Annotated in this window: 23 protein-coding genes and 1 tRNA gene; 23 read left to right on the top strand and 1 reads right to left on the bottom strand. The window is 60.9% G+C overall.

Annotated features, from left to right (window positions below; genetic code table 11):
• Nucleotides 1–86 precede the first annotated feature (86 nt).
• The 9 genes from glyA (at nt 87) to N5D22_RS13275 (ending at nt 9273) form a co-directional block, all read left to right on the top strand.
• Nucleotides 87–1376 carry a serine hydroxymethyltransferase gene (gene glyA, locus N5D22_RS13315; RefSeq protein WP_279655419.1) on the top strand — a complete coding sequence of 430 codons (1290 nt, stop codon included), beginning with the start codon at nt 87–89 and terminating at the stop codon, nt 1374–1376.
• A 12-nt stretch (nt 1377–1388) separates the two neighbouring features.
• Entirely contained in the window at nt 1389–1868 is a 480-nt protein-coding gene (gene nrdR, locus N5D22_RS13310) for a transcriptional regulator NrdR (protein ID WP_003502218.1), read from the top strand.
• Between the two features lie 2 nt (nt 1869–1870).
• Nucleotides 1871–3115 (top strand): bifunctional diaminohydroxyphosphoribosylaminopyrimidine deaminase/5-amino-6-(5-phosphoribosylamino)uracil reductase RibD, encoded by a 1245-nt coding sequence (ribD, locus tag N5D22_RS13305; protein WP_279655418.1) that lies wholly within the window; start codon nt 1871–1873, stop codon nt 3113–3115.
• A complete protein-coding gene (locus N5D22_RS13300; protein WP_279655417.1) occupies nt 3115–3726 on the top strand; it encodes a riboflavin synthase in 612 nt (203 codons plus the stop codon). Before ribD ends, N5D22_RS13300 begins: the two co-directional genes overlap by 1 nt.
• Nucleotides 3727–3923: 197 nt before the next feature.
• Nucleotides 3924–4556 carry a LysE family translocator gene (locus tag N5D22_RS13295; RefSeq protein WP_279655416.1) on the top strand — a complete coding sequence of 211 codons (633 nt, stop codon included), beginning with the start codon at nt 3924–3926 and terminating at the stop codon, nt 4554–4556.
• Between the two features lie 130 nt (nt 4557–4686).
• Nucleotides 4687–5166: a 6,7-dimethyl-8-ribityllumazine synthase gene (locus N5D22_RS13290; protein ID WP_279655415.1), complete on the top strand. Its 480-nt coding sequence runs from the start codon at nt 4687–4689 to the stop codon at nt 5164–5166.
• Between the two features lie 4 nt (nt 5167–5170).
• Nucleotides 5171–5668 carry a transcription antitermination factor NusB gene (gene nusB / locus N5D22_RS13285; protein ID WP_004441180.1) on the top strand — a complete coding sequence of 166 codons (498 nt, stop codon included), beginning with the start codon at nt 5171–5173 and terminating at the stop codon, nt 5666–5668.
• A 21-nt stretch (nt 5669–5689) separates the two neighbouring features.
• Nucleotides 5690–6913 (top strand): MFS transporter, encoded by a 1224-nt coding sequence (locus N5D22_RS13280; RefSeq protein WP_279655414.1) that lies wholly within the window; start codon nt 5690–5692, stop codon nt 6911–6913.
• 221 nt (nt 6914–7134) lie between these two features.
• Complete coding sequence (locus tag N5D22_RS13275; protein WP_279655413.1) at nt 7135–9273, top strand: sodium-translocating pyrophosphatase; 2139 nt, start codon at nt 7135–7137, stop codon at nt 9271–9273.
• 76 nt (nt 9274–9349) lie between these two features.
• Here N5D22_RS13275 and N5D22_RS13270 read toward each other — a convergent pair whose 3' ends face one another.
• Entirely contained in the window at nt 9350–9880 is a 531-nt protein-coding gene (locus N5D22_RS13270) for an outer membrane protein assembly factor BamE (protein WP_279655412.1), read from the bottom strand.
• A 271-nt stretch (nt 9881–10151) separates the two neighbouring features.
• Here N5D22_RS13270 and N5D22_RS13265 point away from each other — a divergent pair, with 271 nt between their 5' ends.
• The 14 genes from N5D22_RS13265 to N5D22_RS13200 all read left to right on the top strand — a co-directional run bounded on the left by N5D22_RS13265 (nt 10152) and on the right by N5D22_RS13200 (nt 23267).
• Nucleotides 10152–10691 (top strand): ubiquinol-cytochrome C chaperone family protein, encoded by a 540-nt coding sequence (locus N5D22_RS13265; RefSeq protein WP_279655411.1) that lies wholly within the window; start codon nt 10152–10154, stop codon nt 10689–10691.
• Nucleotides 10692–10699: 8 nt separating this feature from the next.
• Nucleotides 10700–11263, top strand: a complete 564-nt coding sequence (locus tag N5D22_RS13260; RefSeq protein WP_279655410.1) for a DUF177 domain-containing protein — start codon at nt 10700–10702, stop codon at nt 11261–11263.
• Nucleotides 11264–11363: 100 nt separating this feature from the next.
• Nucleotides 11364–12425, top strand: a complete 1062-nt coding sequence (gene plsX, locus N5D22_RS13255; RefSeq protein ID WP_279655409.1) for a phosphate acyltransferase PlsX — start codon at nt 11364–11366, stop codon at nt 12423–12425.
• Nucleotides 12426–12429: 4 nt separating this feature from the next.
• Entirely contained in the window at nt 12430–13401 is a 972-nt protein-coding gene (locus tag N5D22_RS13250; protein ID WP_003520812.1) for a beta-ketoacyl-ACP synthase III, read from the top strand.
• A gap of 244 nt (nt 13402–13645) precedes the next feature.
• Complete coding sequence (locus N5D22_RS13245) at nt 13646–13984, top strand: integration host factor subunit alpha (RefSeq protein WP_003502236.1); 339 nt, start codon at nt 13646–13648, stop codon at nt 13982–13984.
• Nucleotides 13985–14258: 274 nt separating this feature from the next.
• Nucleotides 14259–14792, top strand: coding sequence for a MerR family transcriptional regulator (locus N5D22_RS13240; protein WP_279655408.1), 534 nt, complete (start codon nt 14259–14261; stop codon nt 14790–14792).
• A 163-nt stretch (nt 14793–14955) separates the two neighbouring features.
• On the top strand, nt 14956–15675 hold the full coding sequence (locus N5D22_RS13235) for a nuclease (protein ID WP_279655407.1): 720 nt from the start codon (nt 14956–14958) through the stop codon (nt 15673–15675).
• A 133-nt stretch (nt 15676–15808) separates the two neighbouring features.
• A tRNA-Leu gene (locus N5D22_RS13230) sits at nt 15809–15894 on the top strand.
• A 242-nt stretch (nt 15895–16136) separates the two neighbouring features.
• The gene (locus tag N5D22_RS13225) at nt 16137–18641 is read left to right on the top strand and encodes a heavy metal translocating P-type ATPase (RefSeq protein WP_279655406.1); all 2505 of its coding nucleotides are present in this window, start codon (nt 16137–16139) and stop codon (nt 18639–18641) included.
• A gap of 12 nt (nt 18642–18653) precedes the next feature.
• Nucleotides 18654–19664, top strand: coding sequence for a 2Fe-2S iron-sulfur cluster-binding protein (locus tag N5D22_RS13220; protein ID WP_279655524.1), 1011 nt, complete (start codon nt 18654–18656; stop codon nt 19662–19664).
• 11 nt (nt 19665–19675) lie between these two features.
• The gene (gene cueR, locus N5D22_RS13215; protein ID WP_279655405.1) at nt 19676–20164 is read left to right on the top strand and encodes a Cu(I)-responsive transcriptional regulator; all 489 of its coding nucleotides are present in this window, start codon (nt 19676–19678) and stop codon (nt 20162–20164) included.
• A 72-nt stretch (nt 20165–20236) separates the two neighbouring features.
• A complete protein-coding gene (locus tag N5D22_RS13210) occupies nt 20237–21181 on the top strand; it encodes an ABC transporter permease (RefSeq protein WP_279655404.1) in 945 nt (314 codons plus the stop codon).
• A complete protein-coding gene (locus N5D22_RS13205; RefSeq protein ID WP_279655403.1) occupies nt 21171–22076 on the top strand; it encodes an ABC transporter permease in 906 nt (301 codons plus the stop codon). The genes N5D22_RS13210 and N5D22_RS13205 overlap by 11 nt, the downstream gene beginning before the upstream one ends.
• Before the next feature lie 138 nt (nt 22077–22214).
• Nucleotides 22215–23267: an ABC transporter ATP-binding protein gene (locus N5D22_RS13200; protein WP_279655402.1), complete on the top strand. Its 1053-nt coding sequence runs from the start codon at nt 22215–22217 to the stop codon at nt 23265–23267.
• Nucleotides 23268–23275 lie beyond the last annotated feature (8 nt).

Below are 23275 nucleotides of genomic sequence, written 5' to 3'. Positions count from 1 at the left end.
TGACGGGCAAATCTCGCTGCCTGTATTGCTCTTGTCCGGGCAGGGCGCTAAGACGCCATCGCATTACTGTTTCAGGAGCCTTCACCATGTCGAACACAGATGCTTTCTTCTCCCGCCCGCTTGCCGAAGTCGATCCGGATATTTTCGGCGCGATCGAGAAGGAACTGGGTCGCCAGCGCCACGAGATCGAACTGATCGCCTCGGAAAACATCGTTTCCCGCGCCGTGCTCGAAGCGCAGGGTTCGATAATGACCAACAAATATGCGGAAGGTTATCCGGGCAAGCGTTATTACGGCGGCTGCCAGTTCGTCGACATCGCTGAAGAACTCGCCATCGAGCGCGCCAAGAAGCTGTTCGGCGTCAACTTCGCCAACGTGCAGCCGAATTCCGGTTCGCAGATGAACCAGGCCGTGTTCCTCGCACTGCTGCAGCCGGGCGACACCTTCATGGGCCTCGATCTGAACTCGGGCGGTCACCTGACGCATGGTTCGCCGGTCAACATGTCCGGCAAGTGGTTCAACGTCGTCTCCTATGGCGTGCGTGAGGGCGACAACCTGCTCGACATGGACGAAGTCGAGCGCAAGGCCAAGGAACACAAGCCGAAGCTCATTCTCGCCGGCGGCACCGCCTATTCCCGTATCTGGGACTGGAAGCGATTCCGCGAGATCGCCGATGAAGTCGGCGCTTATCTGATGGTCGACATGGCCCACATCGCCGGTCTTGTCGCCGGTGGCCAGCACCCGTCGCCGTTCCCGCACTGCCATGTCGCCACCACGACGACGCATAAGTCGCTGCGCGGCCCCCGCGGCGGCATGATCCTTACCAACGAAGAGGATCTGGCCAAGAAGTTCAATTCCGCCGTATTCCCCGGCCTTCAGGGCGGCCCGCTGATGCACGTCATCGCCGCCAAGGCCGTCGCCTTCGGTGAAGCGCTGCAGCCGGAATTCAAGGACTATGCCGCACAGGTCGTCAAGAACGCCAAGGCGCTGGCCGAAACCCTGATCGAAGGCGGTCTGGATGTCGTTTCCGGCGGCACCGATAACCACCTGATGCTGGTCGATCTTCGCAAGAAGAACGCCACGGGCAAGCGGGCGGAAGCCGCACTCGGCCGCGCCTACATCACCTGCAACAAGAACGGCATTCCTTTCGATCCGGAAAAGCCCTTCGTCACCTCCGGTGTCCGTCTCGGCACGCCGGCCGGCACGACGCGCGGTTTCAAGGAAGCGGAATTCCGCGAAATCGGCAAGCTGATCGTCGAGGTTCTCGATGGCCTGAAGATTGCCAACTCGGATGAGGGCAATGCCTCGGTCGAGGCTGCGGTGCGTGAAAAGGTCGTCGGCCTGACGGACCGTTTCCCGATGTACCCTTACATGTAAGGAAAGAAGACGATGCGCTGCCCATTCTGCGGTTCCGAAGACACACAGGTCAAGGACTCGCGTCCGGCGGAGGACAACACCTCCATCCGCCGGCGGCGCATCTGCCCCGATTGCGGCGGCCGCTTCACGACCTATGAGCGCGTGCAACTGCGCGAGCTGATGGTCATCAAGAAAAGCGGCCGCAAGCTGCCCTTCGACCGGGAAAAGCTGGTGCGCTCCTTCGAGATCGCGCTGCGCAAGCGCCCGGTTGATCGCGACCGGATCGAGCGTGCCGTGTCAGGCATCGCCCGCCGACTGGAAAGCTCCGGCGAGACGGAAATTCCCTCGGAAGAAATCGGCCTGCAGGTTCTCGAAGCGCTGAAGAGCCTCGATGACGTGGCCTTCGTGCGTTACGCCTCGGTCTATCGCGATTTCAGCCATGCCGAGGATTTCGAGAACGTGATTGCCGAAATCAACGCCAAGATCGCCCGTGATACGGACGGTGGAGCATAGATGTGACGAGCCGTGCCGATGACGAAAGATTCATGGCGCGGGCCATCGAGGTTTCGCTTCGCCACCAGGGCCAGACGCTGACCAACCCCTCGGTCGGCTGCGTTCTCGTCAAGGACGGACAAATCATCGCCGAAGCCGTAACCGCCATCGGCGGCCGCCCGCATGCCGAACGGCAGGCGCTGGAATTGGCCGGCGAGGCGGCGCGCGGCGCCACCGCCTATGTGACGCTTGAACCCTGCTCCCATTGGGGCAAGACCCCGCCCTGCGCCAATGCGTTGGTGGAATACGGCGTCGCCCGTGTCGTGGTGGCGGTGGACGATCCGGATGAACGCGTTTCCGGCCGTGGTTATCAGATATTGCGCGACGCCGGCATTGCCGTGGAAACCGGGCTGCTACACGCGGAGGGCCAGCGGGCGCTGGCGGGTTACCTCACACGCCAGATGAAAAAACGACCGCATGTGATTCTGAAGCTTGCGATTTCCGCCGACAGCATGATCGGCAGGGAAGGCGAGGGGCAGATTGCGATCACCGGTCCCGAGTCGCGCCGTGCCGTACATGAACTTCGGGCGCGCTGCGATTGCATCCTCGTTGGTATTCGGACGGCGATTGCGGACGATCCGGAGCTGACGGTTCGAATCGACGGTCTTGAGGGTCGTTCTCCAGTCCGCATCGTGCTCGACCGACATTTTGAATTACCGTTGACGTCGAAGCTGGTGAAGACGGCGCGGGAGGTCCCCGTGATCGTCGCGGCGATACCCCCCTCCGCCCTGCCGGGCATCTCCCCCTCAAGGGGGGAGATCGATGGAGCGCCGCTCCACCCTGCATCGACGGGCGGAGAGGATGAACCGAAGGCGCGGTTTGAGCGGGCGGCTAGCCCCTTGCCGATCTCCCCCCTTGAGGGGGAGATGCCCGGCAGGGCGGAGGGGGGTAACCGCGATCTCCGACGCCAACGATTGACCGACGCCGGTGTCCAGATCCTCGAAGCCCCGTCGCTCGAAAACCTCCTCCACATCCTCGCCGAAAGCGGCATGTCGGAACTTCTGGTCGAAGGCGGCGCTCACGCCGCAAAATCATTCCTTGAAGCTGATCTGGTGGACCGTATCATGCTGTTCGAAAGCCCTGTTGTGATCGGTGAGGGCGGCATTGAAACGCCGCTCAAGCGTGCCGATATCACGGGCGACTATGCTCTGGTCAGCGAAACCGCCTACGGGCCGGATCGCTGCTTCGATTATGAAAGGCCGATTTGATGTTTACCGGAATTGTCACCGACGTCGGAACCGTTTCCGAGCTGGAATCCCTGGCCGAAGGCATTCGTCTTCGCGTGGCGACCAATTACGATCCCAAGACCATCGATATGGGCGCGTCGATCTCCCATGGCGGCGTTTGCCTGACGGTGACGAGATTGCCGGAAGACGGCAGCAATGAGCGCTGGTACGAGGTCGAGGCCTGGGAAGAGGCGCTGCGACTGACGACGATTGCCGGCTGGAGACAAGGCACCCGCGTCAATCTGGAGCGGGCGCTCAAGATCGGCGATGAGCTTGGCGGCCATATCGTCTCCGGCCATGTCGACGGTAGGGCGGAAATCCTGGCTGTTGAAGCGGAAGGCGAGGCGGTGCGTATTCGCCTGCGTGCGCCGGAACATCTGGCGAAATTCGTGGCGCCCAAGGGTTCCGTGGCGCTCGACGGCACCTCGCTCACCGTCAACGCCGTCGAAGGCACGGATTTTGATGTACTGCTGATCCGCCACACGCTTGCTGTCACCACCTGGGGCGAACGCCAGCCGGGTGATTTCGTCAATTTCGAAGTCGATACCATGGCGCGTTACGCCGCAAGGCTTGCGGAATTTCCGTCGACTTAAGCTGAGGAGCAGGCTCGGCCTTTATTGTGGCCGCTGCACTTCCTCCTCCATCATTCCGGCCGTGAGCCGGAATGATGGAAGGACTTACCGTCGTCTGACATTGCGACAGATCGATTCTTGTCGGACACTTTGCTTCCGATTGGCGCGCAAACGTTATAAAGACGTCTTTAGGCCCAAACGGGGTAGGGGAATACATCATGCCGTCCTTCGAACTGCTGACAGCCTTTTTCATCACCACCGCGTTGTTTGCCTATATCCCCGGCCCGGCCATGCTTTATGCGGCGGCGCAGACCATGGCGCGCGGCCGGTTTGCCGGGTTGATGGCGGTGCTTGGCATCCATGTCGGCTGTTATTTCCACATCTTTGCCTCTGCGGCAGGACTTTCGGTGCTGTTTCAGGCGGTGCCGTGGCTTTATCTTGCGGTAAAGCTCTGCGGTGCGCTGTATCTTATCTGGCTCGGCTTCTCGATGCTGCGTAGCAAGCTCGAAGGGGAGGCGGTCAATCTGACCATCGAGCCGAAATCGGCCCGCCGCGCCTTTATCGACAGCATCATCGTCGATGTGCTCAATCCGAAGACCGCGCTGTTCTTCCTCGCCTTCCTGCCGCAATTCGTCGATCCGGCTGCCGCATTCCCGGTCTGGCTGCAATTCCTGATCCTCGGCGTCGCCGTCAATTTCATTTTCTCCTCTGCCGATCTGGTCGGCGTACTTCTGGCGGGCGCAATGGTCGGGCGCTTGAAGCGTTCCGGCGCGGTGCAGGTGCTCGCCCGCCGCGCTGCCGGAACGGTGCTGATGGGGCTCGGCGTCCATCTGGCCTTCCAGAAAACCTGATTCTCGGGAAGCGCGCCGGGAGCGCAAAAACCCGGCTAAATGCCCTGCAGACGCGGCCTCTCGCGTCGCCGACACATGAAATTACTTGCCAAAAACGGCCAGCCGTGGTTTGACCGCCGCAAAAGCCGGTATGATCCGGCATCAAGCTTTTCAGGAAAATATCATGTCCAAACCCCATCTTCTTATCGTGGAAGCACGTTTTTACGACGATATGGCGGATGCCCTTCTCGAAGGTGCGAAATTCGCGCTCGACGAAGCCGGCGCCACCTATGACGTCATCACCGTTCCCGGCGCGCTGGAAATCCCCGCGGCCATCGCCATGGCGCTTGACGGCGCGGACAATGACGGCACCGAATATGACGGCTTCGTCGCACTCGGCATGGTCATTCGCGGTGAGACCTATCACTTCGATATCGTCGCCAACGAATCCTCCCGCGCCCTGATGGATCTCGCCGTCAGCGAATCGCTGCCGATCGGCAACGGCATCCTGACCGTCGAAAATGACGAGCAGGCCTGGGCGCGCGTGCGGCGCTCCGACAAGGACAAGGGCGGTTTTGCCGCCCGTGCGGCGCTGACCATGATCGAGCTTAAGCGGAAACTGGGTGGCTGAGCGCATGTCGAATGTTGAAAATGGCGGCGAACCGCGCCAGCCCTCGGTAAAGCCCGCCAACCAGCGCGGCGCGGCCCGCCTTGCGGCCGTGCAGGCGCTTTACCAGATGGATGTCGGCGGAACCGGCGTGATGGAAGTCGTCGCCGAATATGAGGCGCATCGTCTCGGCCAGGAAGTCGACGGCGATACCTATCTGAAGGCCGACCCGTCGTGGTTCCGTTCCATCGTTTCCGGCGTCGTGCGCGATCAGACGAAGATCGACCCGCTGGTGCGCTCCGCCCTTCTGGAAGACTGGCCGCTGTCGCGCCTCGATGCCACCGTGCGCGCCATCCTGCGTGCCGGCACTTTCGAAATTCTCGAGCGCAAGGATGTGCCGGTCGCCGTCATCGTCACTGAATATGTCGAGATCGCCCGCGCTTTCTTCGAGCATGACGAGCCCAAGCTGGTGAATGCAGTTCTGGACCGCATCGCCAAGCAGGTGCGCGGCGAGGCTAAACGCTGAAATAAAACAGGTGAGGAAGAGATGAGCGCGGTTTCCGTCCCCGGACTTGAAGTTCAACTGGACGAGGCGAAACGCAACGTCTTCCTCCTCACCATGGCGCAGGCGATCATGGGATCGGCCGCGCCCATGAGCTTTGCGGTCGGCGCGCTTGCCGGCTATCAGCTGCTCGGCGCGGACAAGTCGCTGGCGACCGCGCCGCTCACCGGCTTTAATATCGGCGTTGCGCTGGGCGCCATCTGTGTGGCGGCCGCATCCCGCTTCCTCGGCCGCAAGGCGGGTTTCATGGTCGGGGCGCTGATGTGCTCCATCGGCGGCGGCATTGCCGCGCTCGCGCTCTTCCGCTCCGATTTCTGGCTGTTTGCCCTTGGCCTGTTGCTGATTGGCATCTCAGGCGGCTTCACCCAGAAAATCCGCTTCGCCGCCGCCGATGCTTCGCCATCCTTCTACAAGCCGAAGGCGATCTCGTGGATTCTGGCGGGCGGCATCATCTCGGCCATTGTCGGGCCGCAGCTCGCCATCTTCGGCAAGGACCTGCTGGCGCCGGTAACCTTCGCCGGCGCCTTCATGGCGCTTGTTCCGCTTGGCATCGTTTCGATCGTCATTCTGGCATTTCTGAAGCTGCCCGACCCCAAAGCCGCCGCCGCCCATGCCGAGGCGGCGCGGCCGCTGTCGGAAATCGTCCGCACACAGCGTTTCGTCACCGGCATGATCTGCGGTATCGGTTCTTACGCCCTGATGACCTTCATGATGACCGGCGCGCCGCTTGCCATGGTGGTCGGCTGCGGTTTCCCCACCGAACTCGCCACGCTCGGCATCCAGTGGCATGTTCTCGCCATGTTCGGCCCGAGCTTCTTCACCGGCATGCTGATTTCCCGATTCGGTGCTGAAAAAATCGTGGCGGCAGGCCTTGTCGTGCTGATGGCCTGCGCCGTCGTCGCCCACATGGGCATCGAGCTGTGGAATTTCTGGGCGGCGCTCATCCTGCTCGGTCTCGGCTGGAATTTCGGTTTCATCGGCGCAACCGCCATCATCACCTCGAGCTACCGTCCGCACGAGGCGGACAAGGTGCAGGGCTTCCACGATATCGTGCTTTTCGGCACGGTGGCGCTGTCGTCCTTCTCGTCCGGCAAGGTGTTCACGGCATGGGGCTGGTCGGTCATGAACCTCGTTATCTGGCCGGTTGCGGGGCTTTGCCTCGTGCTGGTCCTGGCGCTGCTGCTGAGGCCGCGCAGGAACACTGCCTGAGATCGCATTCGCGCTCTACCCCTTTCATGTTTCAGGCAAATTTGTGGGCTTGACGCCGCGCCTTTCGCCAACGCAATCTTGCCGCGCAGGTCATTCTTCCTTGGGAGGGGAACGAATCGCCAAGACAGGACGCGGAGAGCGTGTGATCGCCCCCGTCCTTGCACAAGGTTTCGCCGAGCCGGGGAGGGAGTGAGACCCGGCCTTTTGGGAGGTAAGTGCGCATGACCGTAATACCCATAGTGATTTTATGCGGTGTCCTGTCCGTGGTTTACGCGGTATGGGCGACCAAAAGCGTTCTCGATGCCGATCAGGGCAACGAGCGCATGCGTGAAATAGCAGGTTTTATCCGTGAAGGTGCGCAGGCTTATCTCACCCGTCAATATCTCACCATCGCCATCGTCGGACTGATCGTCGCCATTCTGGCCTGGTATCTCCTGTCCTCCATGGCGGCCATCGGTTTCCTCATCGGCGCGGTGCTGTCAGGTGTCGCCGGCTTTGTCGGCATGCATGTCTCCGTGCGCGCCAACCTGCGCACCGCGCAGGCCGCCTCGCACAGCCTTTCCGCCGGTCTCGATATCGCCTTCAAGTCGGGCGCCATCACCGGCATGCTGGTGGCGGGTCTCGCATTGCTTGGCGTCTCCATCTATTATTTCATCCTGACTTCGGTCATGGGCCACCCGGCCGGCTCGCGTGAGGTGATCGACGCGCTGGTATCGCTCGGCTTCGGCGCATCGCTGATCTCCATCTTCGCCCGTCTCGGCGGCGGCATCTTCACCAAGGGTGCCGATGTCGGCGGCGATCTCGTCGGCAAGGTCGAGGCCGGCATTCCCGAGGATGACCCGCGCAACCCGGCAACCATCGCCGACAATGTCGGCGACAATGTCGGCGACTGCGCCGGCATGGCCGCCGACCTGTTCGAGACCTATGCCGTCTCTGTCGTCGCGACCATGGTTCTCGCCGCAATCTTCTTTGCCGGAACGCCGATTTTGGAAAGCGCCATGGTCTATCCGCTGGCGATCTGCGGCGCGTGCATCCTGACCTCGATTGCCGGCACCTTCTTCGTGAAGCTCGGCACCAACAACTCCATCATGGGCGCGCTCTACAAGGGGCTCATCGCCACCGGCGTCTTCTCGGTCGTCGGCCTTGCGGTTGCCACTCATGCGACGGTCGGCTGGGGAGTGGTAGGCACGGTGGCCGGCATGGAAATCACCGGCACCAACCTCTTCTTCTGCGGTCTTGTCGGCCTTGTCGTGACGGCGCTGATCGTCGTCATCACCGAATATTATACCGGCACCAACAAGCGGCCGGTCAATTCCATCGCCCAGGCTTCGGTCACGGGGCACGGCACCAACGTCATCCAGGGCCTTGCGGTCTCGCTGGAATCGACGGCGCTGCCGGCCATCGTCATCGTCGGCGGCATCATCGGCACCTACCAGCTCGGCGGCCTGTTCGGCACCGGCATCGCGGTCACCGCCATGCTTGGTCTTGCCGGCATGATCGTGGCGCTCGACGCCTTCGGCCCGGTCACTGATAATGCCGGTGGTATCGCTGAAATGGCCGGTCTCGATCCTGACGTGCGCAAGGCGACCGATGCGCTCGACGCCGTCGGCAACACCACCAAGGCCGTCACCAAGGGTTATGCCATCGGCTCTGCCGGCCTCGGCGCATTGGTGCTGTTCGCCGCCTATGCCAATGACCTCTCCTATTTCGCCGCCAATGGCGATACTTATCCCTACTTCAAGGATATTGGCGAGATTTCCTTCAGCCTCGCCAATCCTTACGTGGTTGCCGGCCTGCTGTTCGGCGGCCTCATTCCCTATCTCTTCGGCGGCATCGCCATGACGGCGGTGGGCAAGGCGGCAAGCTCGATCGTCGAGGAAGTGCGCCGCCAGTTCCGCGAGAAGCCCGGCATCATGGCCGGAACGGAAAAGCCTGATTACGGCAAGGCCGTGGACCTGCTGACACGGGCGGCGATCAAGGAAATGGTCATCCCGTCGCTCCTGCCGGTTCTGGCGCCGCTCGTCGTTTATTTCGGCGTGCTGGCCATTTCCGGCTCCAAGGCGTCGGCTTTCGCAGCACTTGGCGCATCGCTGCTCGGCGTCATCATCAACGGCCTGTTCGTGGCGATTTCCATGACGTCAGGCGGCGGTGCATGGGACAATGCCAAGAAGAGCTTCGAAGACGGTTTCATCGACAAGGACGGCGTGCGCCACGTCAAGGGTTCGGACGCCCACAAAGCGTCGGTGACGGGCGATACGGTCGGCGATCCCTACAAGGATACCGCCGGTCCTGCCGTCAACCCGGCGATCAAGATCACCAATATCGTGGCGCTGCTGCTGCTGGCGGTTCTTGCCCACTGAGGGCTTAAGGTTCCGACGAATGAAAAAGGCCCGGGGAGCGATCCCCGGGCCTTTGAATTTACTGTCTTTCTTCCGATCAGGGGGTGCTGTTGCCCTGACCGAGAATGCTCTTGGCGATATTGGCGCCCGAGGTGCCGCCGGAGAGCAGCTGCTGAAGGAAAGTGAGGTCCTTGCCGCCCGTCGGCGTGGTGCGCGAAATCGTGTCGAAGACCTTGCCGTCCTGCAGCGTATAGTTGGCCTTGCGCTCGATCACGCCGTCCTTGTTGAAATAGATCGCGAGAATGTTCTGCTCGACCAGCGCCGGCTTCAGGAAGGCCGCGCGGCGCACGCGCTTCTGCGAGATGTAATAGAACACCTCGTTGCCGAAAGTCGCGGTGGTGGAAGGTGTGCCCATGGTCAGCAGCACCTGCTCGCGGCTGGAGCCCTCCGGGATCAGCTGCAGCGCCTGCTCGTCCATGACGTAGCCGTTATGGAACACATCGGTGGTGCTGGTGCAGGCGGAAAGCAGGCCGGATGCGAGCACGATTGCGATGGCGGTCTTGCTCAGAATTTTGCCGTGACTTGCGGATTTCTGCTTGCTCAACTGCTTTTCCCCGACTGCGATCATGAATGGCACCTTCCGGCATTGCGTGGTGCACAGTGTCTGTGCACATGATTGTGTCAATCCGGGGACGGAAAATCCCGGTCACTCCCCAAATTCAATGCTTTCCCGGTCTTTTGGAACTCCTCCGGTTCTCTTCGACTGTTTCAGGCGAAAGACGAACGTGACCGCGACAGCATTGCAATTCGTGGATGCTTCGGTAAACCAGCTTTGACGATCATGCAACAAGTGCGATGGGCGGTAAGCGAATTCACCCGTCCGGTTCGGAAAAAAAACGATGATATTCGGGCTGTTCAAGAAGAAAAACAACAATCGCGCCATTGTCGACCGGCAATATGCGACTTTGACGGCCGCTGCCCGTACGCCCGCCTTTTATCTCGACCTTGGCGTTCCCGATACCGTCATGGGCCGCTTCGAGATGCTGTCGGTCATCATGATTCTCTATTTTCGCCGCACCAAATCCTCCGATGTCAGCGGACAGGAAATTGCCCAGGAGATCGTCGACGCCTTTTTTCAGGACCTCGATCATTCCATCCGCGAACTGGGAATCGGCGATCAGGGCGTGCCGAAACGCATGAAGAAATTCGCCGGCATGTTCTATGGGCGGCTTGAATCCTATGCGGCGGCGCTGGATGCTGCCGACCCCATTGCCCTTGCCGCGGCGCTCCGGCGCAATATATATCCGCAGGTAGACGAGAAGGCCCCCGAGATGGAGGGGCTGGCAGGTTGGATGATGGACGCATCCACGCAACTTGCCGCCCAGTCCGAAGAAACAATCGCAACCGGAAGCCTGACGCTGCCCCTGCCTGGACGATGAGGTTCACGATGAACGCGCGACACCCTGCAAATGACGACCTGCCTTTTTCCTATCCCGTAAAGGTAGGCCATATTTCCGCCAATCCGGTCAGGATTGGTCTCGAGGCCAGTGCCGAGGAACTGAAGGCGCTGGCGAAATTCTGGAATGTGGTTTCCGTCGAATATCTGAAAGCGGAGCTGCAGGTTTCCCGCTGGAAGAAGGATGGCGTGAAGATCAAGGGCGAAGTGCATGCGGCGGTAACGCAATCCTGCGTCGTCACGCTGGAGCCGATCTCAAGCAAGATCGACGAGCCCGTCGAACAGATTTTCGTTCCGGAAGGTTCGAAACTGGCGCGGATGGTGACCAACGAGGAAGGTGAGATCGTGCTCGATCCCGATGGCCCTGACATTCCCGACCAGTTCACCGGCGACAGCATCGATGTCGGCGCCGTGGTTGCTGAATTTGCAGCGCTCGCGATCGATCCCTATCCGCGCAAACCGGATGCGGAATTTCCCGAAGCGGCCGACAGGGAGCCCGGGGAAGAGAAGCGTCCGTCGCCTTTTGCCGTGCTGAAAGATTGGAAAAAAGACTGAATGGCCCGGCCGGGCTGAAATAATTTTATTGTAACAAAAGCCGGAAAAGGTATTTTCGCGCGAAATCCGCTTGAGTGGCGGCAAGAAGGATAAGGGACGAGTGATCAGAATTGCAATTGACGTCATGGGTGGCGATTTCGGCCCAGATGTTGCCATACCCGGTGCTGCCAAGGCGCTTGAACGGCACAACGATGTAACTTTTCTGCTCTACGGGCAGAAGAGCAAATGCGACCCCATTCTGGCACAATATCCCGCACTTCGGGAAAAGTCGGTCTTCCACGATTGTGAAGTCTCGGTCAGCATGGACGAGAAGCCGAGCCAGGCGCTGCGCCGTGGCCGCTACGTCTCCAGCATGTGGCGCGCCATCGAAGCCGTGAAGCTCGGCGAAGCCGATGTCGCGGTTTCCGCCGGCAATACCGGTGCGCTGATGGCCATGGCGAAATTCTGTTTGCGCACCATGGCGCGGGTGGAACGCCCGGCAATCGCCGGCATCTGGCCGACGCTGAAGGGTGAAAGCATCGTGCTCGACATCGGCGCGACCATCGGCGCCGATTCCCAGCAGCTGCTGGATTTCGCCCTGATGGGCGGCGCCATGGCGCGCGCGCTTTTCGATATCGACCGTCCCACCGTCGGCCTGCTGAATGTCGGCGTCGAGGAGGTCAAGGGCCAGGAAGAGGTGCGTGAGGCCGGACGTCTGATCCGCGAGGCCGATCTCGCCACCATCGATTATCGCGGTTTCGTCGAAGGCGACGATATCGGCAAGGGCACGGTGGATGTGGTGGTGACCGAAGGTTTCACCGGCAACATCGCACTCAAGGCCGCCGAAGGCACCGCCCGCCAGATCACCACGCTGCTGCGCGAAGCGATCTCCCGCAGCTTCTTCGCCAAGATCGGTTATATCCTGGCGAAAAGCGCCTTCGATGTGCTCAGGGAAAAGATGGACCCGCGCAAGGTCAATGGCGGCGTGTTTCTCGGCCTGAACGGCATTGTCATCAAGAGCCATGGCGGCACGGATGCAGTCGGTTTTGCCTCCGCCGTCGATGTCGGCTACGACATGGTTCACAATGGCCTGACGGCCAAGATTGAAAACGATCTGAAAATTTACCACGCAAGACGGCTTCCGCCCCCGGCGCCCGAAGCTCTCGTGGCTGACGAGGAATAAGGGAATGATCCGCTCTATAGTCCGTGGTTTCGGGGCAGCGCTTCCGAAGCGTGTCATGACCAACAGCGAAATCGAAGGTGTCGTCGAAACATCCGACGAATGGATCGTGCAGCGCACCGGCATCCGGCAGCGCTATATCGCCGGCGAAGGCGAAACGACCGCTTCGCTCGGCGAAGCTGCGGCCCGTGCTGCACTCGACAATGCCGGCCTGACCCCCGATGATATCGACCTCATCATTCTGGCGACATCCACTCCGGACAACACCTTTCCGGCAACGGCAGTGAATATCCAGAATCGTCTCGGCATGACCCATGGTTTTGCCTTCGACATGCAGGCCGTCTGTTCCGGCTTCGTTTATGCCGTCTCTACCGCCGATCTCTATATTCGCGGCGGCATGGCCAAACGCGTTCTGGTCATCGGCTCTGAAACATTCTCGCGCATTCTCGACTGGAAGGACCGCACCACCTGCGTTCTGTTCGGCGACGGCGCCGGCGCGCTGGTTCTGGAGGCTGGCGAAGGCGAGGGCACCTCTGCCGATCGCGGCATCCTGACGGCGCAGCTTCGCTCCGACGGTTCGCACAAGGAAAAGCTCTATGTCGATGGCGGACCTTCCACCACAGGCACGGTCGGCCATCTGCGCATGGAAGGCCGGGAAGTGTTCAAGCACGCCGTCGGCATGATCACCGACGTCATCGAACAGGCCTTCGAGGCGACGGGGACGACGTCCGACGATCTCGACTGGCTTGTGCCGCATCAGGCGAACAAGCGCATCATCGACGGTTCGGCAAAGAAGCTCAACATCGACCCGGAAAAGGTCGTGATCACCGTCGATCAGCACGGCAATACCTCGGCCGCCTCCATTCCGCTGGCGCTCGCCGTTGCCGCCGGTGACGGACGTATCAAGAAGGGCGATCTGGTCATGCTGGAAGCCATGGGCGGCGGCTTTACCTGGGGCGCGGTGCTGCTGCGCTGGTAAAGGCGTGATTTCCGCATTTGCCGGGGCGATGGCGCGAAATCGGTTGTAATTTTCGCGCTCATGCCCCGATCAGACGCGCCGGAGCGACCCGACCCTGTGTCAAAACCGTATCAGTCGCTCTAAGCCCTTGCACTGATTGCCGAAAGCCTCAAATGAATCTGGAACAATCCCTTGACCGGTCGCCACAAGGGAAATAATCTCGGCGGCTCCTAGAGAAGAGTTCAGACACGGTTTGTGGGGAAAAATGGCCGGGAAGACAGTGACACGCGCAGATCTTGCAGAATCTGTGTTTCGTAAAGTCGGGCTGTCCCGCACCGAATCCGCCGAACTGGTCGAAACGATCATCGACGAAATATGCAACGCGATCACCCGCGGTGAAGTCGTCAAGCTTTCGTCCTTCGCGACATTCCAGATCCGGGAAAAAAACGAGCGTATCGGCCGCAACCCGAAGACGGGGGAGGAAGTTCCGATTTCCCCACGTCGCGTCATGACCTTCAAGGCCTCTAACGTGCTGAAACAGCGCATTCTGAAGGCCCATACGGCCCGCAAGGCCAAGCAGAAGGGCCAGAAGGCCGGGGCATAATCCTGCTCTCAAGGCCCAGGCGATACGCCTTTTTTGCCATATCGCAAGCCTTTTTCCCCATTCTTCTTGTGAACATACTTGAATTTCAACGTGCAAGCCGTTGAAATCCGGTCGACTCACATCATAATCAATTTTAGTGATTTGTATCTCGCCGTAACGGCATCGGCGCGGGGTCGGAACTGACTTTGCGTGGTGTTTGACCAGCGAGTGAAAAGCGTTCTCGTTCAGTGTCCGGCCGGATGCATGGCGCTCCGGTTCGGATGGGAGTGGAAATTTGGACAAAAGCCCCGACGCGTTTCGGACGATCAGTGAAGTGGCGGATGAGCTGAACCTGCCGCAGCATGTGCTGCGTTTCTGGGAAACACGCTTTCCGCAGATCAAGCCGATGAAACGGGGCGGGGGCCGCCGTTATTACCGTCCTGACGATATCGATCTCCTGAAGGGCATTCGTCACCTTCTTTATGACCATGGATACACCATCAAGGGCGTGCAGAAGCTTTTGAAAGCCAATGGCAACCGCTTCGTGGCGGCAATCGCCTCCGGCGATCTCGCGACCATGGAAGCCATCATGGCGGCGAGCGGTGAAAAGGAAGTCGCCGAACCGCGCGTCATCGATACCGATGGCGACGAGGTGGTCGGCCGTCCGAAAGCCAAGCCGAGCGGCCGTTTTTTCGGCTTCGGCGGCGGCGGCAGCGACGCCGAAATATCGGTCGGCAAGTCGAGCATCGGCAAGGACGATCAGGCATTGTTGCAGGAAGCCCTGTTCGATCTCCTCGAATGCAAGCGCCTTCTCGATCAGGTTCGCTGAGCGTTTATCCACAGCTCATTTGCCTGCTCTCCATTCGGGAAATCGAGAAAACAAGGGGTTAGGGCGTTTTCCCGCTTCTCTGAAAAACGAAAACGCCCGGCAATGCCAACCTTTCGGAAACTCCTTTGGCCGATAATGCGGCTCCGTAAAAAGGAGTTCGATCGTGAGCAATCGAAAATCGACAGCACGACGCCGCACGGCGAAGAAATCGGGTGGCGGCAGCGTTTGGCCCTGGGTGCTGATGCTGGGCGTCGTTGCCGGCGGCATTCAGGCCTACGAACATCGTGACAGCCTTATGCCACAGCGGCAAGTTGCGAAGGCGACCACGAATTCCCCGAAAGTTGCGACAGCCGCCAAACGCGATGCTGTAACGGCAGAGAAAGTCGCATCCATCCGCCCCGCATCGCCGGCTCTGCCCGGCAACGGGCCAGTGCCGCCGCGCCCGATCGCCATGCCATCCGCCTCGCAGCCGAGCCAGGTCGCAGCTATCCTGCCGGAAACCCGCCCTTCGGTCGAAAAAATCTCACTCGGCGAAAAAAGCGGCGCCTTCGCCTTCTGCGGCCGCTCCGGCCTCAATAATTGCGTGGCAGACGGCAATACCTTCTGGATGAAAGGCGTGAAGACCCAGCTCGCCGGCATCGAGGTACCGCAGATCGACCGGGCGCGCTGCATGGAAGAGCGCCAGCGTGGCTTCGTTGCGAAGGTCAGGCTTCGCGAGATGCTGAATGCCGGCGCCTTCGATGTGGCGTCTTCCGGCGATGCGGCTGGGCAAGCCACGGAACGCAAACGGCTTTCACGTTCAGGCGTCTCCTTCGCCGATCAACTCGTGCGGGAAGGGCTCGCCCATCCGGCATCGGCAAAAAATCAGTCCTGGTGTGGCTGAGGCCCCGTTGACCGAAACGGCCCGGCCTGTGTAGATGAGGCGCGGTCGTGTTTGGGATCGGCTTTGTGCCGGCCACCTGAACGATGACGGTTTTTTACTGCGACTTGACTGCAACGGTGCAGGGCGCGGCAATGCGGACGTGGCGAAATCGGTAGACGCAGCAGACTTAAAATCTGCCGACCATTGGTCTTGCGGGTTCAAGTCCCGCCGTCCGTACCATACCTCCTGATTAAAATTTTCTTTTTCGCTTCCCTGCGGTTTCCCGGCATTTAAAGGGATTTTATGCCGGATTTTCTGGTTTTTCAGCATAGATCGCGCTGACACCCGCAGGGTCGCCTAAAAAATGAGCTTGACCACGCAGGCGGCACTTTTCCGTGAAAATCACCCGAAAGACCCTATTGACCTTGCCACGATGGGAAGCCCTATCTTTTTTTTAACACAAGAAAAGAGGGATCATGCGCATGTCACAAATGGAGATCCGGGCGAGCCATCAGATTGCGATCGATGGCATGACATGCGCCTCCTGTGTCGGCCGCGTGGAAAAGGCAATTGCCAGGGTACCGGGCGTTCTGAAAGCTTCGGTCAATCTGGCAACGGAACGTGCCGACATTTCCTTTTCCGGGCCGCCGGATGTGCCGGCCGTTATCGAGGCTGTGCGGCAGGCCGGTTACGGCGTCGAAGAGAAAACCATCGAACTCGATATTGAGGGCATGACCTGCGCCTCCTGCGTCGGACGTGTCGAAAAGGCGTTGAAGGCCGTTTCCGGTGTTTCCGGTGCAAGCGTCAATCTGGCGACGGAGCGCGCCACCGTCCGCGTTGCCGGCAACGCCGCCTCTGCGGCCAACCTTTCGGATGCCATCAAACGGGCGGGCTATAAGGCGAATGAGGTTGTCGCCGACAAAGCCAGGGATGGAGAGCAGGACAAGCGCGAGGCGGAACTGCGCAGCCTCAAAATCAGCCTCGCCGTCGCCGTTGTTCTGACGCTACCGGTTTTCGTGCTGGAAATGGGATCGCATCTGGTGCCCGCCATCCATGATTTCGTGATGGAAACGGTCGGCATGCAGGAAAGCTGGTATCTGCAATTTGCGCTGACGACGCTGGTTCTGTTCGGGCCCGGCCTGCGCTTCTTCAAAAAGGGCATACCCGCACTTCTGCGGCTGGCGCCGGACATGAATTCGCTCGTCGTGCTGGGCACCGCCGCCGCCTGGGGATTTTCGGTTGTCGCAACCTTCATGCCCAAAATCCTGCCGAGCGGCACGGCCAATGTCTATTACGAGGCGGCGGCGGTCATCGTCACGCTCATCCTTCTCGGACGTTTTCTGGAAGCGCGCGCCAAAGGCCGCACCAGCGAGGCGATAAAGCGGCTCGTCGGCCTGCAGGCCAAGTCCGCCCGCGTGCTGCGCGATGGCGAAACCATCGATGTGCCGTTGCAGGATGTGCGCACCGGCGATGTGATCGTCGTTCGCCCCGGCGAAAAAGTGCCGGTCGATGGGCAGGTTCTCAGCGGCTCTTCCTATGTCGATGAATCGATGATCACGGGCGAACCGGTGCCGGTCACCAAGGCGGCGGGTTCCGAAGTCGTCGGCGGCACGGTCAACCGCAACGGTTCTTTCACCTTCCGCGCCACCAAGGTCGGCGCCGATACGCTGATCGCCCAGATCATCCGCATGGTCGAGGAGGCGCAGGCCGACAAGCTGCCCATTCAGGCGCTGGTGGACAAGGTGACTAACTGGTTCGTGCCGGCGGTGATGCTGGCAGCGCTCGCTACCTTCATCGTCTGGTTCATGTTCGGGCCCGATCCGGCCTTGACCTTCGCGCTCGTCAATGCGGTTGCGGTGCTCATCATCGCCTGTCCCTGCGCCATGGGCCTTGCTACGCCGACCTCGATCATGGTCGGCACCGGCCGCGCCGCCGAAATGGGCGTGCTGTTCCGCCGTGGCGATGCGCTCCAGACGCTCCGCGATGCCGATGTGATCGCCGTCGACAAGACCGGCACGCTGACGCTCGGCAAGCCGAAACTGGTGCATTTTACCACGACAGACGGCTCCGATGCGGATGAGGTGTTGCGCCTCGTCGCCTCGCTGGAGAACCATTCTGAACATCCGATTGCCGAAGCAGTCGTCGAGGCTGCGAAACATGGCGGCCTGACACTTGCCGATGCGGAAGGCTTCGAGGCGACCCCCGGTTTTGGTGTTGCAGCCATGGTTGACGGCCGCAGGGTGGAAGCGGGCGCGGACCGGTTCATGGCCAAGCTCGGTTACGATGTCGCGATGTTCGCTAACGATGCCGAACGGCTGGGCAGGGAAGGGCAGTCGCCGCTTTATGCCGCCGTCGATGGCAGGCTGGCCGCGATCATCGCGGTTGCCGATCCGGTCAAGCAGACGACCCCGGAGGCGATTGCGGCGCTGCATGCGCTTGGCCTCAAGGTCACGATGATCACCGGTGACAATCGCCGCACCGCTGAAGCCATTGCCCGTCGGCTCGGCATTGACGAGGTGGTGGCGGAAGTGCTGCCCGACGGCAAGGTGGAGGCCGTCAAGAGGCTTGCCGCCGGCGGGCGACGTGTCGCCTTTGTCGGCGATGGCATCAACGATGCGCCAGCGCTTGCGGCAGCCGATGTCGGGCTCGCCATCGGCACGGGCACGGATGTCGCCATTGAAAGCGCCGATGTGGTGCTGATGTCCGGCGATCTGCGCGGTGTGGCCAACGCCATCGCGCTCTCCAAGGCCACGATCCGCAATATCGGCCAGAATCTGTTCTGGGCCTTCGCTTACAATGCCGCTCTCGTTCCCGTGGCGGCCGGAATATTGTATCCTGTCAACGGCGTTCTGCTGTCGCCTGTCCTTGCCGCCGGAGCCATGGCGCTTTCCAGCGTCTTTGTATTGACGAACGCGCTGCGCCTGAAAAGCTTCCGCGCGCCGCTGGTGGACAGATCGTCCGGCATGCAGCTCGCAGCGGCCGAATAGGAGGCGGACATGATGACGCCTGGCAACACAATCTATCTGCCGCAGATCGGACGCAGCATCAGGGCGGCTGAGGGCGAGACCGTGCTTCAGGCCGCACTGGCGGCGGGGGTTACTTATCCGCATGGCTGTCGCATGGGCCGCTGCGGCGCCTGCAAGTCGCATCTCATTTCCGGCGAAATCGATCTTCTCAAGCATACGCCCTTCTCCTTGACCGAAGAGGAAAAAGCCGAAGGCCTGACGCTCGCCTGCCGGGCCGTGCCGTTGAGCGACATGACGATCAGCTGGCTCGCCGGGGCGGATGAGATCGCCGATATTCCGACCGGCCGCTTTGAAGGCGTGGTTGCGGAGGCGGTGGATGCGACGCACGACATCAAGCTCATCCGCATCCGGCTTGACGATCGCGGGCAGTTTACCTTCAGGCCCGGACAATATGTGCGCCTGCTTTATCCCGACTGTTCGCCGCGCGATTATTCCATTGCCAGCAGGGTGGATGAGGAACTGATCGAATTCCACATCCGGCATGTTCCCGGCGGCATGACGAGCGGCCGCATCTTCTCGCTCGCCAGCGCGGGTGACCCCGTCACGATAGTCGGGCCTTTCGGCTCTTCGTTCCTGCGGGAAAAACATTGCGGGCCGATCCTCGGCATTGCCGGCGGTTCGGGGCTCGCTCCCGTCAAGGCGGTTGTCGAGGCGGCGCTCGCAACGGGTCGCGAACGACCGGTTCATGTCTATTTCGGCGCGCGCGCCGAGCGTGATCTCTATATGCTTGACCGTTTCGGTGATCTTGCCGCGCGGCATGGCAATCTGAGTTTCGTTCCGGTGCTCTCGCATGAGGAACATGCCGATATCCGGTGCGGTTATGTCGGTGCGGCCGTGGCGGATGATTTCGACGATCTCGATGGCTGGAAAGCCTATATTGCAGGCCCGCCGGCCATGATCGAGGCGACGGTGCCGCAGCTTCTGGCGCGCGGCATGCGCACCGCCGACATTCATGCAGACGTGTTTTTCACCCCGGAAAGATAGGAGCAGGATCGATGAATATTGGCACAGCCGCCACCGCATCCGGTGTTTCTGCGAAGATGATCAGGCATTACGAGACAATCGGCCTGATCAAGTCGGCAAACCGCACGGAGTCCGGATACAGGGTCTATACGGCCAATGATCTGGAAACGCTGCGCTTCATCCGGCGCGGACGCGATCTCGGTTTTTCCATCGAAAAGATCAGACAGCTGATGACGCTCTGGCGCGATCCGGGCGGCGCCTCCTGCGATGTCAAACGCATCGTCATGGAACATGTCATCGATCTGGAAGCGAAGATGCATACGCTTCGCGAAATGGCGGAGACGCTTCGAAACCTTGCTACCTATTGCCCCGACAATGGTGAGCCGGATTGCCCGATCATTCAGGATCTCGCCCATGCCGAGGATATCGATTTTGCGCCGGTGGCAGTTGCAGCCAAACGCACCGGCATGCTGAAGGGCACGTCCGGGCCGGTTATGGATTTACAGCGCGTGGCGAAATAAGCGGCTGTTCCTTTTTGGGAGCCGCGCGCCGGTTGCAATGCAGATGCCAATTGCGATGAAGGAGACCAAGCCATGTGGATACAGATAATACAGCGCTTCCTTATTCTGTGCCTGATGCTGGCGATCGTGTCCGTCATCGCGTTTCTTTTGCCTTATATGGCGGGCGGCGATCCGGCTCGCACCATTCTCATGTCGCGCATGCGCGATACGGCGCTCGATCCTCACGCGGTCGAGGCGCTCAGGCTCAGTCTCGGGCTCGACCGGCCGCTCTATGTGCAATATTTCGCATGGTTGTCGGGCGCGCTGCGTGGCGACCTTGGATTTTCCTTCACCAGCAGCCAGCCGGTCGCAGCCGAGCTCATGCGGTCGCTCTGGGTGTCGGTGACGCTGGCCTTGACGGCGCTGGCGGTCGCGGTCGCTGTCGCCCTGCCGCTTGGCACGCTGGCGGCGATGCGTCCGGGTGGACGGCTCGATAATTTCGCGACGCTGATGATCCAGACCTTCGTTGCGACGCCCGAATACTGGTTTGCGCCCATGTCGGCGCTGGTCTTCGCGCTCTATCTCGGCTGGTTGCCGTCAGCCGGATGGGATAGCTGGCGTTCGCTGGTGCTTCCCGCGCTGACGCTCACGCTGCGGCCGCTTGCCTATTTCACCCAGGTGACGCGCGCGGCCATGGCCGAGGTGCTGCGCGCGCCCTATATCACGGCGGCCCGCAGCCGCGGTCTCGGCATGCATGGCACGGTCATGCGCCACGGCATCCGCAACGGCTCGCTGCCGGTGGTCACCTTCTTCGCCCTGTGGCTTGCCGGCCTGCTAGGCGGATCGGTGGTCGTGGAAGTGATCTTCGCCATTCCCGGCATGGGCCGGCTTCTCTACGACGCCGTGGTCAATCGCGACATACCGATGCTGCAGGGTGGTTTCATCTGCATCGTGGCGCTCTCCATCCTGGTCAATACCCTGGCCGACAGCCTCTATGTCCTGATCAATCCAGCAATGCGAGGTCACCATGACCATTAGCCACTTTCCGAGCGCGCCTGCCGCCGCCATGCCGATGATCATGCCCAAGCGCCCCTCGAACCTCGCCCGGTTCACGGATTTTATCCGCCGTCGGCACTGGACCTTCTATGCGGGATCGGCGATTTTTCTCGTCATCATCCTGCTGCTGGTGATCGCGCCGTGGATTTCGCCCTATGATCCGGCCAAGCAGAACCTCCGTCTGCGGTTGAGCGCGCCAAGCGCCCTCTACTGGCTGGGAACCGACCATCTGGGTCGCGATGTCTTGAGCCGGCTGTTGATCGGCGGCCGCTTCACGGTCACGATTGCCGCCATCACCGTCATTCTGTCGGTGGTGATCGGAACCTTCATCGGTATCATCAGCGGCCGCAGCCGCGGTATCTTGGATGATGTGTTGATGCGCATCGTGGACCTGCTCATCGCCATACCCGATGTCGTGATCGCGATTTTCCTCGTCGCCATCTTCGGTCCGGGATATGGAACGCTGATCGCCTCGCTCACCATCGTCGGCTGGACACCCTTTGCACGGCTGGCGCGGGCGCTGACGCTCTCGATCAATTCCCGCGAATATATCCGCGCGGCAGAGGTGCTTGGCTGCACGCGCCGCTTCATCATCTTCCGGCATATCATTCCCAACACGATCTGGCCCATTGCGGCCGTGGCTTTCCTGCGCTTTGGCCACAAGCTGATCACGGTGGGCGGATTGTCGTTTCTGGGTCTCGGCGTACAGCCGCCGGCCGCCGACTGGGCGCTGATGCTGGCCGATGCGCAGGCCTATGCGGAGCGAATGCCTGTTCTCGTCATCGCACCGGGTCTGGCGATCTTCCTGTCGGCGCTCAGCGTGACGTGGATCGGCCATGGCCTGAACCTGGAAACTAAGAAAACCAACGGTCATTGATGCCCGCGAACGGCAATGGTCGATCTGACGATCGTCAAACATAGATGACGCAACGGAACAGGAAGGAGAGTATTATCGTCTGAAGCCGCATGAAGAATACGCAATGCCTCCGATTCAATAAAAATAAGGGGAACTCTTATGAATATCGAAGGACAAACGCTTGCAAAAACGGCCATGTCTCCCGAATGCGCACCGCTTCTGGAGATAGAGGACCTGCACGTTTCCGTGCCGGCGCAAAATGGCCGCAAGTTTGTTATTTCGGGCCTGACGCTTTCCGTCAACGCCGGAGAAGTCGTCGCTCTCGTCGGCGAATCCGGGTCGGGCAAGAGCATGACGGCGCTGTCGCTGATGCGGCTTTTGCCGCAGGGTGCTGAAATCAATTCCGGCCGTATTTCCTTTGCCGGGCGCGACATTCTCGCTCTTTCATCTTCCGAGCTCGATGCGCTGCGCGGCGCCGATATCAGCATGCTGTTCCAGCAGCCGCAGGCCATGCTTGACCCGACCAGTCGGGTGAGGACGCAGGTGGCGGAGCCGCTCTGGATTCACCGTAAAATGAGCCGGCACGCCGCACTTAACCGGGTCGTCGGTCTCTTGTCGGACGTCGGCATTCCCGATCCGTCGGCGCGGGCGCAATGTTTCGCGCATGAGCTTTCCGGCGGCATGGCGCAACGTGTGATGATTGCGGCCGCACTCTCCGGCAATCCGCAGTTGCTGATCGCCGATGAACCGACGACGGCGCTCGATGTCACCGTTCAGGCACAAATCCTGCGCCTGCTCGACGACGAACGCCGCAAGCGCCGGCTTGCCACGCTGCTCATCACCCATGATCTCTCGGTCGTCGCCGCTTTCGCGGATCGGATCGCGGTCATGTATGCCGGCCGCATCGTCGAGGAGGGGCCGACCCAGGCGATCCTCAAGGCGCCGCAGCACCCCTATACCAAGGCGCTCATCAGCTGTTCGCTGTTGACCACCGACAGCGAGGGGCAGTTGCTGACGATCCCCGGCTCCAGTGCGCAGGCCCATGACATGTCCTGCGGCTGCCGGTTTCATCCGCGCTGCGCGCTTGCCAATTCGGCAGGCATGAGCGGCCGCTGCATGGCCTCGGAACCGGATCTGAATGCCTTGCCCGAAGGGCGCAAGGCGCGGTGCTGGGCGGTCGGTCACGATCATGCCAGCCACACGGTCTGCTGAGGGAGGGC

The organism is Agrobacterium sp. GD03872 (assembly GCF_029840625.1).
GTDB classification, from domain to species: domain Bacteria; phylum Pseudomonadota; class Alphaproteobacteria; order Rhizobiales; family Rhizobiaceae; genus Agrobacterium; species Agrobacterium fabrum_A.
This window is presented reverse-complemented; position numbering and strand designations above follow the sequence as displayed.